Below are 13,062 nucleotides of genomic sequence, written 5' to 3'. Positions count from 1 at the left end.
CACCGCATGCCGACCGCCGTGCGCAGGGCCGCGGCGGTCCTGCTCGCCGCGCTGATCGCGTTCGCCGCGCCTGCCGCGGGCCAGACCCGTTCGATCACGCTGATCCGCGACGCCGAGACGGAAGCGCTGCTGCGGGCGGTGAACGCGCCCCTGTTCGCCGCCGCCGGGCTCGACCGGGGGCTCGTTCGCACCTTCATCATCGCCGATCGGTCGATAAACGCCTTCGTGACCACCGGCAACCGGCTCGCCGTGCACACCGGCCTGATCACCTCGATCGAGAGCGTGAACGAGCTCGCCGGGGTGCTGGCGCATGAGGTGGGCCACATCTCGGGTGGCCATCTCGCCCGGCTGCCGGAGGAGTTGCGCTATGCGATGATCCGCTCGGTCGCCGCCATGCTGGTGGGGGCGGCGGCGGCGGCGGCGACCGGCCAGGGTGGGGCGGCCGCCGCGATCGGCATGGGAGGGCAGAGCATCGCGATGCGCGAACTCTTCGCCTTCACCCGTACCCAGGAGAATGCGGCCGACCAGGCGGCGGTCACCTTCCTCGCCCGGGCCGGCTGGTCGCCGGCGGGGTTGCTTCGCCTGATGGAGCGCCTGCAGGCGCAGGAGGCGCTCTTGACCGAGAAACAGGACCCGTATCTGCGTACGCATCCGCTGACGCGCGATCGCATCGAGTTCCTGCGCGAGCGTCTCGCCGAGTCGCGCCATGCCCAGACGCCGATGCCGCCCGAACTCGAGGAGGCGTTCCGCATGGTGCGGGCGAAGCTCGTCGGTTTCCTTGAGCCGGCCTCGGTGCCGCGGCTCTACCCCCCCTCCGACCAGTCCGCACCCGCGCGCTATGCCCGCGCCATTCTCGCCTTCCGCCAGGGCCGCACGGATGAGGCGGTGGCCGGACTGGATGGACTGATCGCCGAACGCCCCGCCAGCCCCTGGCTGCACGAGCTGAAGGGGCAGGTGCTGTTCGAGAGCGGGCGGGTGCGGGAGTCGATCGAGCCCTACCGGCGCGCTGCGCGCCTCGCGCCGGGCGAGGGGCTGATCCGCGCCGCGTTCGGGCGCGCCCTGCTCGAGAGCGGCGATGCCGCCCTTCTTCCCTCCGCCATCGAGGAGTTGGAGACCGCGACCAGGCTCGACCCGCGATCCGGCTTCACTTGGCGCACCCTCGGCATCGCTTATGCGCGGGCGGGCGATCAGGGGCGATCCGCCCTCGCCTTCGCCGAGGAGGCGGCGCTCTCGGGCGATCTGCGCACGCAGCGCGAGATGGCGGCGCGTGCCGAGCGCGCCCTGCCGCCGGGGCCGGCGCGGCTGCGCGCCCAGGACCTGTTGCGCGCGGCGGAGGTGATGCGCGAGGAGAGGCGGCGATGATGCGCGCCCTCGCCCTCCTCTCCGCCCTGGCCCTCATCCCTCTCCCCGCCACCGCGCAGCCCTTCACGGCGGAACAGCGGGCGGCGATCGTGGAGATCCTGCGCGAGGCGCTGGTGAGCGACCCCTCGATCCTGCGCGAGGCCTTCGCCGCCCTCGAGGCGGCCGAGCGCGAGGCGGAAGCGGAGGCACGGCGGGCGGCGGTCCGCGCGCAGGCGGAGGCCCTGTTCCGCAACGCCGAGGACCCCGTCCTCGGGCCCGCCCGCGCCCGCGTCACCGTGGTCGAATTCACCGACTATCGCTGTCCCTACTGCCGCTCGATGCGGGGGGTGATCCTCGATCTCCTCCGTCAGGAGCGGGACGTGCGGGTGGTGGTGAAGCCGATGCCGATCCTCGGCCCCGCCTCGGTCACCGCGGCGCGGGCGGCGATGGCCGCCCACCTGCAGGGCAAATTCGCCCCGTTCCACGATGCCCTGCTCGCCTTGCGCGGCGAGATCGACGAGGCGGCGGTGCTGCAGGTGGCGGCGGAGGTCGGGCTCGATGCGGGACGGCTGCGGCGGGACATGAACGGGGCCGAGGTGACGCGGCGTATTTCCGCCGCCCTCAACCTTGCCCAGGCGCTCGGGTTGCAGGGCACGCCGGCCTATGTGGTGGGCGAGACGGTGTTCCCGGGCGCTGTTCCGCTCGCGCGGCTGCGACAGGCGGTGGCGGAGGCGCGCGGTCAAGCCCGCTGATCTTCCGTGGCGTAGATTCCGTGCCGCCGCGCCTCGGGGCGGTGGCTCGGCCCCGGCTCTCGGTCCGGTTCGCGACTGGGCGGGCTGCCCCTCACGCCCGAGGTTTTCGCCCTCTCCGTCCCGCTCTCGCCGCCTCTGGTCGCGGTCAGCGGATCGCGCCGACGACGATGGGGCTCAGTGCCGGATCGAGCGGCAGCGCCTCGGCGCGACGCAGCACGGGGAGGGTGACGGTGTCGATCGCCCTCTCGTAGGTCGGCGCGCCGATCAGGAACCCCTGCACCTCCTCGACCCCGAGATCCGTCAGGGCGGCGAGTTCCGCCACCGTCTCCACCCCTTCCGCAATCACCCGGGTCGCCGTGCCCTCCACCATCCGCATGATGCCGGCGACGATGGACCGCCGGACCCGGTCGCGGTCGATGCCCCGGGTCAGTGCCATGTCGATCTTCAGCACGTCGGGTTCGACTTCGGCGAGCAAGCCGAGACCGTTGTAGCCGGCGCCGAAATCGTCGAGGGCGAGGCGGACATTGACCGTACGGGCGGCGTCCGCCAGCCGCCGCAGCCGCGGCGGGTCGTCGATCCGTTCGCCTTCCGTCATTTCCAGCACGAGCCGGTACGGCGGGAAGCGCTCGGCCTCCGCAAGCCGCAGCAGCCGTTCCGCCGCCTCCGCCGCGCCGCCGACGGTGCGGGTCAGCACGTGCGGCGAGAGGTTGACGTGCAGATCGACCGTGATGCCGAGGGCAAGCGCGCGCGCCATCGCGTACTGCACGACGGCGAGTTCGAAACTCGCCCTGGCCGCGGCCTCGACACGCCCGAGCACGGTGGCGGCGGGCCTGCCGCCGACCCCCCGCACCAGGGCTTCCTGCGCCGTCAGCCGCCGCGTGCGGACCGAGGCCACCGGCTGGAAGGCAATGCCGAAAGGGGGTGGGAGCCGTTCTCGTCCGTCGCTCATCTGCCGTCGGCGCCGTGCCGTCCCCCTCCGTCCTTCGCCAGGCCGTGCCCGAGGTCCACCCTCGACCATCCTCGGGGCCGGGGGTAAACGCTGCGTTAACGCAGCGGGCCGATCCATGTCGAGAACGACACGAAGGGCGCGCGCGCCCGGCGGCCTCCACGGCGTGCCCTGCGCCTTGCGACGGAGCGTCAGTCGCGCACGGCGAGCACGATCTTGCCGATGTGCTGCGAGCTCTCCATCAGCCGATGCGCGTCCGCCGCCGCGGCGAGCGGGAAGACCGTGTGGATCACCGGCCCGCAGCGGCCGGCCTCCAGCACCGGCCAGACGTGCCGCCGCAACGCCTCGGCGATCGCGCCCTTCTGCGCCGTCGTGCGCGGCCGCATGGTCGAGCCGGTGATGGTCAGCCGCCGCGTCATCACCGGCAGGAAGTCCATCTCCGCCACCTTCGAGCCGCGCAGGAAGGCGATGATGACGAGCCGCCCGTCGAGGGCGAGGCAGCGGATGTTGCGCGGGATGTAGTCGCCGCCCACCATGTCGAGGATCACGTCCACGCCGCGCCCGTCCGTCAGCCGCTTGATCTCCTCGACGAAGTCCTGCGCGCGGTAGTCGATCGCTGCCGCCGCCCCCAGCCGAAGGCAGGCGAGGCACTTTTCGGCCGACCCCGCGGTGGCGTAGACGGTGGCGCCGAACTCGTGCGCGAGCTGGATCGCGGTGGTGCCGATCCCCGACGTGCCGCCATGGATCAGCGCGGTCTCGCCGCGCGTGAGATGCCCGCGCTCGAACAGGTTGGCCCAGACCGTGAAGTAGGTCTCGGGGATGGCGGCCGCGCGGATGAAGTCGTAGCCGGCAGGGATGGGCAGGCACTGCGGCGCGGGCACGGCGACGAACTCCGCATAGCCCCCGCCGTTGACCAGGGCGCAGACGCGATCGCCCACCCGCCAGCCCTCGACCCCGGGGCCAAGGGCGGCGATCACGCCAGCGACCTCCAGCCCGAGGATGGGCGAAGCGCCCGGCGGGGGCGGGTAGCGGCCCTCACGCTGCGCGATGTCGGGGCGATTGACGCCGGCGGCGTGCACCTCGATCAGCACCTCGCCGGGGCCGGGTTCCGGCACCGGTGCCTCGGCGAGCGCGAGCACCTCGGGCCCGCCGGTGCCGATCATCGCGATATGCCGCATCGTCCGCTGCATGCCCTCCTCCCGGAAGAGCCGGAACGCTGGGTGCTGACGGGGAGGGCGTCAAGCGACGGCTTCGGGACAGGCGACGAGGCGGGCGTAGAGATCCGGATCCGTCGCCCCTTCGGTGCCGAACAGGAGGACGCGGGAGCCGGGCCCGAGCCCGAGTGCCATGGCGGCGCCGCGGTTGGCGCGCGCCAGGGCGAGCCCGATCAGCCCGGCGACCGCGCTTTCGCCGGCGACGACGGGCGGATCGCCGCGAACGCCGCGCGCGAGAAGCCGCATCGCCGGTGCGACCGCCTCCTCCGGCACGCCGAGGGCGGCCTCGGCACGCAGGAGGAGTTCCTCGAGCGCGAGCGGCGAAGGCTCGGCGCAGGCAAGGCCTGCCATCAGCGTGTCCGGCCCGGGCGGGGACGGAACCGCGCGCCCGGCGGCCAGACTGCGGGCGATGCCGTCGAAGGCCATCGGCTCGACCACGATCACGCGCGGCCCCCGCTCGCCAAAGGTCGCCGCGGCTTGGGCGGCGACGGCCGCCGCCGCCCCGCCCACTCCGGCCTGGATGAAGACGTGGGTCGGCGGATCGCCCCGCCACTGCGCGAAGGCCTCCGCCGCCATCAGCCGATAGCCCTGCATCACGGCGCGGGGGATCTCCTCGTAGCCCGGCCAGGACGTGTCGGAGATCACCGTCCAGCCTTCGCGGGCGGCCGTCTCGGCGCAGAGGCGGACGGCGTCGTCGTAGGTGGCGCCCGCCCGCCGCACCTCGGCCCCGAAGCGCGCAATGGCCTCCGCCCGGCCCGCACTCACCGTGGCATGGACGAAGACGACCGCGCGGCAGTGGAAACGCTGCGCCCCCCAGGCGACGGCGCGGCCGTGGTTGCCGTCGGTGGCGCAAGCGACGGTGACGGAGCGCGTTCGGTCGGCGAAGTGGCCGGCGGCGAGGTCGGCGTCGGTGGCATCGACGCCCTCGGCAGCAAGGGTTTGCCGCAGGTGGCGAGCCACCGCGTAGGCCCCGCCCAAGGCCTTGAAGGAGCCGAGGCCGAAGCGGCCCCCCTCGTCCTTCCAGCGGAGCGCGGCCACGCCGAGCCCGGCCGCCAGCCCTGGCAGATCATGCAGCGGGGTGGGCGCGTAGCCGGGCCAGGCGGTGATCGCGGCCTTCGCCTCCGCGAAGCCCGCCGGGTCGAGCACGGGCCGCCCGGCACGGCCGCGAAACCGATTGAGGGTGAGACGGAAGGGCAGGGCGGGAAGCATCGCTTGACCGGAACGCGGGATCTCCGCGAAGCCTGCGGCGGAAACGGCTGAAGGAGAAGACACCGATGGGCCGAAGCCTGGGGGTGGTGATCGCGATCGCGCTGGCCGTGGTCGGCCCCGCCGGCGCAGCGACCGACCCGGGCGAGCGCGCCTATGCCGAGGCCTGCGCCTCCTGCCATCGCGTGCCGTCGCGCGTGCTGAGGCCCTATCTCTCCATGACGCCGGACCAGCGTCGCCAGGCCCTCGATACGCTCCTCAAGGAGCATTATGCCGAGGACGACGCCAAACGGGCCGCGATCATCGCCTGGCTGGAGGCCAACCACGTGCGGCGCTGACCAGCCCGAAGCGACCGCCCCTCACAGCACGAGGGCGCGCGCGGCGTAGAGGAAAACCGCGCCCCACACCGCGCCGAGCAAGGCGCGGATCCGCCAGCGCAGGCGACGCTCGACGCGCGGCAAGCGCACAGCCTCAGTCATAGACGAAGGCCTCGTAGAGAATGGCCGAGGGTGGAAGGCCGAGCGCCTCGAGCTCGCCGGCGACCGCGAGCATCATCGGGCGGGGGCCGCAAATCATCACAAGCGTGCGGGCGGGATCGAGCCCGCGCAGCGCCTCCGTCAGCACGGCGCGGTCGATCCGCCCCCTGCCCACCCCCTCGGGCAGCTCGCCCTCCTCGACCCGAAGGATGAGGCCGAAGCCCCGCGCGGCGGCAGTGGCCGCGAGCTCCTCGCGATAGAGAAGTTTCGTGGCGACCTGGGCGCCGTAGATCAGCCGAACCGGAGCGGGGTGGCCCGCGCGCGCGAGATGGCGCCAGATCGCCAGAACGGGCGCGATGCCTGCCCCGCCGGCGATGAGGAGGATCGCGCGGGTCTCCCCCTCGTCCAGGCGGAAGGCGCCGTGCGGACCATCCACCCGCACCGGCGTGCCGGGAGCGAGGCGGTTCAGGCTGCGGGTGAAGTCGCCCGCCTCGCGCAGGACGAAGGCGAGGTCGCGCTCGCCCGGGGCGGAGGCGATGGAGAACGGGTTGTCGTCCCACGGCGCGCGGCGGCCGACAGCGAGCCAGACGAATTGACCGGCGGCGAAGGCGAACGGTTCGGGCGAGGGGCGGCTCAACACGAGCTCCCAGTAGCCGTCGCCGAGCCGCCGCACCCCGGCCACCCGCCAGCCCTGCCGGGCACCGAGCAACGGTTTCACACCCCAGGTCCAGACGAGGGCGCCGACGGCAAGCCCCAAGCCCGCGAGCCACACGGCCCGCAAAGCCTCCCCCTCGCTGTACAGCCCGACCGAGAGCGCATGCTCGACCGCGAACCCGACGGCGGCGAGACCGAGCCCGGCGTGCAGCGCCCGCCATGTCTGGTAGGGCAGGCCGAGCCGATGGCGGGTGTGCGAGAGCAGGACGAGGAGAGCAAGACAGACGAGAGCCGCCACCCCGCTCGCCATGCGCGGCTTGGCGACCAGCCGCCACAGCTGCTCCAACGCATGGCTTGGCGCGGACAGGAGGGCCGGGAAGACGAAGGCGATGGGGTGCAGCAGCGCCATGGTGAACAGGGCCAACGCCGCGGCGCGATGCAGCCGCATGGTGCGGTCGATGCCGATCCGGCCCGAGAGAGTCTCGAACCGCCCGGAGTGGGCGAATTGCAGGACCATCAGGGCCAAGGCGGCGAGGCCGAGCCCGATGCCCATCTCCGTCGGCAGAGCCTCGGGCGGCTCGCCGGAGAGGGCGGCAAGGGCGAGCGGGGCGACCGCCGCGGCGAGGAACAGGGCCGCGACCAGGCCGGGCGGCAGGCCCTGTCTCACGACAGGCGCTCGAAGGCGAGGGCGTGGGCGGGAAGCCGGCGGAACAGGTCCTCCCGGCAGGTGAGGAGGATGATCTGCAGGGTCTTCGCCGCCTCCGTCAGCACGTCGAACATCCGCGCGATGCGCGCATCGTCGGAGAAGACGAGCGCGTCGTCGAGGATCACCGGCGCGGGCTTGCCCTGCCGCTCGAGGAGATCGGCGAAGGCAAGGCGGACGAGCACCGCGATCTGCTCCTGGGTGCCGGCTGAGAGGATCTCGACCCGTTCGGCGCGGCCGCTGCGGCGGATGGTGACGACGCCGAGCCCCTGGTCGATCTCGACCGCCTCGGCGCCGAGCACTTTGGCGAGCCAGGGGCCGACGGCGCGCGCGACGGGGGCCACCCACTCGGCCTTCGCCCGCTCCTCCTCCTCGGCGAGGATGCGGTCGAGGAGCCTGAGGCCATCGCGCTCGCGTTCGAGTGCCCGCCGCTCCCGCTCCAGCTGTTCGCACTCCTCGGCGAGAGCGGCGAGGCGATCATCGAGCCCCTCCGCCTCCAGGGTGCGGATCTCCGTTTCGGCCGCTGCCAGGTCGACGGCAAGGCGGCGTTCCTCGTCGGCGATCCGCTTGCGGTCGGCCTCGCACCGATGGAGCTCGGCTTCGGCCGCGGCGACTTCTTCGGCCGTGGGAGCCGGGTTGGCGTCGCGTTCCCGTGCCGCGCGCAGGAGATCCTCCTCCGCCCGCTGCAAGCGCTGGCGCAGGGCCTCATCGGCGTCTCGGGCGCGCTCCTCGGCCAAGTTCCGGGTTGCCTCGGCCGCTGCCTTTTCCGCTTGATCGGCTTCCGCGCGAGCGCGAAGAGCCGCCCGTTCCATCTCCTCGGCCTGCGCGCGGGCGCGGTCGCGCTCTGCAGGCGAGACTTCATTCGGGATGGCAAGGCCGCGCGCGGCGGCCTCGGCCCGCAGTTCCGCCGCGCGGTTTCGGGCCTCCTCCGCGCGGGCGAGGGCGGCGGCGAGGGCCTGTTCCGGAGCTTCGCCCGGTGCGAGGAGGGCGAGAGCGGCTTTCGCGTCACCAAGCCGTCGCCTCGCCTCCTCGGCCGCGCGGGCGGCGGCGCGGGCGCGGAGGATGGCGCGGAGACCCAGCGCCGCGGCAGCGAGGAGCGCGAGAGCGGCGCCGAACCAGCCCGCCTGGGGCGGCACCTGGGCCAGCGCGGCCAGGATGGCCAAGAGGGCCGCGATCACGGCGAGGATGCTCGCGGTGGCCAGGGTCGAGGATGCCGCCCCTGCAGGCGGCGCCGCCGCTGCGGCCGCCTCGGCCGCGCGCAGCCGCCGCATCCCCTCGGCCAAGGCCTCGGCCTGGCGGCTCGCCTCGCGGGCCTCCACCGCCGTCCATGCTGCGTCCAGGGCGAGGCGTCGGTTGGTCGCCACCTCGGCCGCCGCTGCGGCATCGCGCGCGTTTCCCGCGAGACGCTCGGCTTGGCGAGCGGCCGCTTCGGCGCGGGCGATATCGTGCTCGCGGCGGGCCCAGGCTTGCGCGGCCGCATCGCGCAGCCGGGCGGCGTCTGCGGCCTCGCGTTCGAGCGACCCGCGGCGATCGGCGGCGCGGCGAAGGGCGTCCAGTCCGGCTTGCGCCTGCGCGACGGCCTCTTCCGCCTGCATGTCGGGCCTCTCGGCAAGACGGGCGCTGCGTCGCGCCCTCAGCTCGGCGAGACGTGCCAGGGCCTTCTCGGCGCGATCCCGCCGTGCGCGGAGATCGCGCTCCTCCTCGGCGAGCGCAGCGAGCCGATCCTCCACCTCGCGCAGGCGGCCGGCCGAGCTGCGCCCGGCTGGCGTCTGGAACGCGAGCAGCTCCCGCGCGATCGCGGCGCGCAGCCGGGCCGCTCCGCGCACGCCGGTGACGGTGTCGATCTCGGCCTCCAGCACGCCGCGCAGCGTGTCCTGGGCGGCCCGATCGAGCGCCGGTTGGACGAGAGAGGCCCCCTGCTCGACCCACAGGGCACCCCACACGCCACGCGCCGGCGGCCCTCGCCCAGCGGCGGGGGGCGGCAGGCCGAACAGGCGGCGGATCTCTTCCTCCGCCTCGTCCCCGGCCCAGCTCCTGCCGTCGGGGGCCACCACCTCGGCCCGCCCCGCCGTTCCCGCGAACCGCTTGCGGATGCGCCAGAGCCCGGCGCCGTCGGCGAGAACAAGGGTGACGGTCGGAATGCCGCCCGCGAGAGGCCTCAGACGCCGGGCCTCCTCGCCCTGCGCGCGATGCGGCAGCAGGATGGCCGAGCGGATCGCCTCCAGCAGCGTGCTCTTGCCGGCTTCGTTCGGGGCGGCGAGCAGGTTGAGCCCCGGCGCGAACGGCCCGACCCGCCAGCGCCCAGAGAAGCGCCGCACGTCCTCGAGCTCCACCTCGGCGAGCCGCAGTGTCATGGCCGCGCGTGCGCGCGCAGCCGCCACAGCGCGGTGAGCGCCGCGCGCGCGGTCTCGCTCTGGGGATCCGCAGGGTTGCGCGCGATCGAGGCGAGCCGGTCGGCCGCCCGCCGCACCACGCCCTCGAGGTCGATCAGGCCGAGCTCGTCGTCCTCGGGCCGCACGATGAGGTTGCCATCGTCGCAATCGAGCCAGGCGAGCCGCGGGCCGAGGCCTCGGATGATCCGCTCGCGCAGCCTCTCATGGTCCGAGAGCGTGAGCGCGCCCGAGAGCTCGAGCCGCAACAGGGTGTCGGCGGCTCCGGGCAGCCCCTCGAGGCGGTCGGCGAGGGCAGCGACCTGATCGGCGGAGGAGAGGGTGGCTGCGCAGCGCCGCCAGACGAAGCGGGCCGTGTCGACCGGTGTGACCCGCGGGGGAGCGCCCGGCCCCTCGATCGCGACGATCAGCGCCTGGCCGCCGACGCAGAGCGTGCCGTCCCCCTCCGGGTCGAGACGGAAGCGATCGGGCTCCGGCGTGCCGGCGTACCAGGTGCGATCGTCGATCCGCTTCCGCCCGTGCCAGTCACCGAGCGCGAGGAAGGCGAGGCCGGCGCGGCGGGCGCGATCGGGGGCGATCCGGTTCGGCGTGGCCTCATCTTCGGCTGCGAAGCCCGCGACCGAGCCGTGCGCGAGGCCGAGGCGGAGCGCGCCCTCAGGTGTGGGGGCGTGATCCATCCAGGCCGTCGGGTCGTCCGCCGTGCGGCGCGCCGTGAGCGGGGCCGGCAGGAGCCACGCCGCCGGCTCCCCCGGCGCGGTGTCCAGGGCGACCCGAGCCGGATCGAGATGGAGGCGCACGTTGGGCGGCAGCCCGTCGCGGGCGAAGCGCTCCCACACGCCGCCCGCACGATGCGGGTCGTGGTTGCCGGGCAGGATGTGCCAAGTGAGGTCGGCGGCGCGCGCGAGCCGCTCCTTCACCTGGGCGATGGTCCGTTCGGACGGCCGGGCGCTGTCGAAGGTGTCACCCGCGATCAGCACCCGCGGTGCGCCGTGCGCGCGCGCCTTGGCGGCCAGCCGATCGAGCGCCTCGAAGCGGGCTTCGGCGAGCAAGGCGGCGCGGTCGGGCGGGGCGAAGCCGAAGGCCCGGCCGATCTGCAGGTCGGCGGTGTGCAGGAAACGCAGCGCCATGGGGTGGGCGGAGAGTGCCCGAGCGGGTTCGCGTCGGCCAAGGCCCAGCCTCCCAGATACGTCCGATCCTGACGCGTCACCCTCCTACGGTCGCGCGCGAACGGCGAACGGAGAGGGAACCGATGGACCAGGCCGAGCAGATCGTCGCATTGGGCTACGCGCGCACCGCGCTCGCCCGCATTCCCCGCCGCTCCCGCCGCGCCGGCGCGATTGCCGCCTGGCTCGCCCGGTTCCAGGACGCGCTCGGGCTCGCCCCGCGCGGGGCACGGCTCGAGCGGGGCGAGCAGGGCGAGCTCTTCACGGACGCGAAATCGCCGCCCGACGCCGCCGAATGGGCGGCCATCCTGAGGCGGATCGAAGCGCGCACGCGGCGGGCCCGCGGCGGGCGGTCGGCGATCGCGCTGCGGCTCGCGGCGGTGGCGCGCGCGGTCGGGCTCGACGAGGCGGAAGCGGAGATCCTCGGTCTTGCCGCCCGCTACCGCCTGCACCGCCCGGTGGAGCGGCTGTGGGACATGGTCTCCGACGCCATGGGGGGCGCGATGCGGCTCTCCGCCGACCCCGCCTTGATCTCGTTGCTGACGGGCATTCCCGAGGCGGTGGTCGAACAGAGGCTGTCGCCAGCGGGGACCCTGCGCACGGCGGGGCTGCTGACCGTCGATGCCGATGGCGAGCTGATCCTGCTCGAGCGACTGCGGCGCCATCTGGCCGATGCCCTCTCCATCCCGGCCGGCGCGGACGGGGCGGGCGAGGCGCTGCTCGGCCGCCCGCTCGCCGCCACCCTCGCGATGGAGGACTTCGCCCATCTCGGCGAGGCGGCGACGCACGCGGCGGAGGTGCTGGCGGGTGCGCTGCGCGCTCGCCGGGCGGGGGTTCACCTGCTGCTCTACGGCCCGCCGGGGACGGGCAAGACCGAGTTCGCCAAGACCCTCGCCGCCGCGGTCGGCACACCGTTGTATGCAGTGGGCGAGACGGGGGCGGACGGGCACGAGCCTGGACGGTCGGAACGGCTCGCCGAACTCCGCCTCGCCCAGAGGCTTCTCGCCGGCGGCTCGCCCGCGCTCCTTTTGTTCGACGAGGCGGAGGACCTGTTCGACCGTGGCCTGTTCGGTGCGGCGGCCGAGCGGGGCTCGCGCGCGCACGTGCTGCGGTTGCTGGAGACCACGCCGGTGCCGGTGATCTGGACGACGAACGCGCTCGACCCGCTGGGCCCCGCCGTGATCCGCCGCATGACCTTCGCTATCGAACTGCGCGTGCCCGACCTGCCCGTGCGCGTGCGGCTGTGGGAGCGCGAGCTCTCCCGCCACGGGGTCGCGATGGCGGAGGACGAGGTGGCCGCGCTTGCCCGCGAGGTGGCGGCCCCGCCGTCGGTCGCCGCCGCGGCCGTCTCGGCGGCCGCCCTCACCGGCGGCGGTGCGGCGGCCGTCCGTCGCGGCGTGCTGGCGGTGGCCAAGGCGATGGGCGGCGGACGGCTGCCGATGGCGGAGCAAGACGCCGACGTTGGCTTCGACCCTGCTCTCGCCAACGCCGATTGCGACCTCGCCGCGCTGATGGACCGGCTCGCCGCGGCGGAGGCGCCGCGCGCCGTGTCGCTTCTCCTCTCGGGCCCCCCCGGCACCGGCAAGAGCGCCTTCGCCCGTGCGCTCGCCGAACGGATGGGGCTGACCCCGCTCGTCAAACGCGCCTCCGACCTCCTCTCGCGCTGGGTGGGCGGCAGCGAGCAAGCGATCGCCACGGCCTTCCGTCAGGCGGAGGAAGAGAACCGCTTCCTCATCCTCGACGAGGCGGACGGCCTGCTGGCCGATCGCCGCTCTGCCGCGCACGCCTGGGAGGTGACCCAGGTGAACGAGCTTCTCACCTGGATGGAGCGGCATCCGCTGCCCTTCGCCTGCACGACGAACTTGCCTGAACGGCTGGATCCCGCCGGCTTGCGGCGGTTCCTGGTCAAGATCCGCTTCGCGCCCCTCTCGCCCGCTCAGGCCGAGGCCGCCTTCCGCGCCCGATTCGGCCTCGTCCCTCCGCCCGATCTCGCGCGGCTGCCGCCGCTCGTTCCGGCCGATTTCGCACTCGCCGCGCGCAAGGCGTCGCTGTTCGGCATCGCGCGCGACGCGCAGGCCTTGCTGCGCCTTCTCGAGGAGGAAGCATCGGCTCGACCGGGTGCTACCGCGCCGATTGGATTTCGCCCCTCGTGATGACGGTTTGACGACGGTTTCACGCGACCCTTGCCGACCTGTCGCGCAAGATCGTTGCCACCGT

Annotated in this window: 10 protein-coding genes; 4 read left to right on the top strand and 6 right to left on the bottom strand. The window is 74.2% G+C overall.

Annotated elements, in window-relative coordinates; genetic code table 11:
- Positions 1-6 precede the first annotated feature (6 nt).
- Together DWB05_RS06470 and DWB05_RS06465 are read left to right on the top strand one after the other, a co-directional pair.
- Positions 7-1,362 carry a M48 family metalloprotease gene (locus DWB05_RS06470; RefSeq protein WP_198669061.1) on the top strand — a complete coding sequence of 452 codons (1,356 nt, stop codon included), beginning with the start codon at positions 7-9 and terminating at the stop codon, positions 1,360-1,362.
- Positions 1,359-2,093 carry a DsbA family protein gene (locus DWB05_RS06465; RefSeq protein ID WP_114376147.1) on the top strand — a complete coding sequence of 245 codons (735 nt, stop codon included), beginning with the start codon at positions 1,359-1,361 and terminating at the stop codon, positions 2,091-2,093. Before DWB05_RS06470 ends, DWB05_RS06465 begins: the two co-directional genes overlap by 4 nt.
- 145 nt (positions 2,094-2,238) lie before the next feature.
- Here the strand turns inward: DWB05_RS06465 and DWB05_RS06460 are convergent, their stop codons facing one another.
- From DWB05_RS06460 to DWB05_RS06450, 3 genes are all read right to left on the bottom strand, one after another.
- Entirely contained in the window at positions 2,239-3,042 is an 804-nt protein-coding gene (locus DWB05_RS06460) for an EAL domain-containing protein (protein ID WP_157967104.1), read from the bottom strand.
- A gap of 188 nt (positions 3,043-3,230) precedes the next feature.
- Entirely contained in the window at positions 3,231-4,229 is a 999-nt protein-coding gene (locus tag DWB05_RS06455) for an NAD(P)H-quinone oxidoreductase (RefSeq protein ID WP_114376143.1), read from the bottom strand.
- 48 nt (positions 4,230-4,277) lie between these two features.
- The gene (locus tag DWB05_RS06450) at positions 4,278-5,462 is read right to left on the bottom strand and encodes a diaminopropionate ammonia-lyase (RefSeq protein ID WP_114376141.1); all 1,185 of its coding nucleotides are present in this window, start codon (positions 5,460-5,462) and stop codon (positions 4,278-4,280) included.
- Between the two features lie 65 nt (positions 5,463-5,527).
- Here DWB05_RS06450 and DWB05_RS06445 point away from each other — a divergent pair, with 65 nt between their 5' ends.
- On the top strand, positions 5,528-5,797 hold the full coding sequence (locus tag DWB05_RS06445; RefSeq protein ID WP_114376138.1) for a hypothetical protein: 270 nt from the start codon (positions 5,528-5,530) through the stop codon (positions 5,795-5,797).
- 133 nt (positions 5,798-5,930) lie between these two features.
- Here DWB05_RS06445 and DWB05_RS06440 read toward each other — a convergent pair whose 3' ends face one another.
- Genes DWB05_RS06440 through DWB05_RS06430 form a run of 3 tightly spaced genes read right to left on the bottom strand, consistent with a single transcriptional unit; the run spans position 5,931 to position 10,809 of the window.
- Positions 5,931-7,256 carry a ferredoxin reductase family protein gene (locus DWB05_RS06440; protein ID WP_114376136.1) on the bottom strand — a complete coding sequence of 442 codons (1,326 nt, stop codon included), beginning with the start codon at positions 7,254-7,256 and terminating at the stop codon, positions 5,931-5,933.
- Positions 7,253-9,646: an AAA family ATPase gene (locus DWB05_RS06435; protein WP_157967103.1), complete on the bottom strand. Its 2,394-nt coding sequence runs from the start codon at positions 9,644-9,646 to the stop codon at positions 7,253-7,255. Before DWB05_RS06435 ends, DWB05_RS06440 begins: the two co-directional genes overlap by 4 nt.
- Entirely contained in the window at positions 9,643-10,809 is a 1,167-nt protein-coding gene (locus DWB05_RS06430; RefSeq protein WP_114376131.1) for a metallophosphoesterase family protein, read from the bottom strand. Before DWB05_RS06430 ends, DWB05_RS06435 begins: the two co-directional genes overlap by 4 nt.
- A 122-nt stretch (positions 10,810-10,931) precedes the next feature.
- On the opposite strand from DWB05_RS06430, the gene DWB05_RS06425 reads away from it, so the two are divergent.
- The gene (locus tag DWB05_RS06425) at positions 10,932-12,998 is read left to right on the top strand and encodes an AAA family ATPase (RefSeq protein ID WP_114376129.1); all 2,067 of its coding nucleotides are present in this window, start codon (positions 10,932-10,934) and stop codon (positions 12,996-12,998) included.
- Positions 12,999-13,062: the final 64 nt, after the last annotated feature.

The sequence above is a fragment of the Elioraea thermophila (ex Habib et al. 2022) genome (genome assembly GCF_003336755.1).
Lineage (GTDB): Bacteria > Pseudomonadota > Alphaproteobacteria > Acetobacterales > Acetobacteraceae > Elioraea > Elioraea thermophila.
The sequence above is the reverse complement of the archived record's forward strand: the minus strand, read 5'-3'. Positions and strand labels throughout refer to the sequence as shown.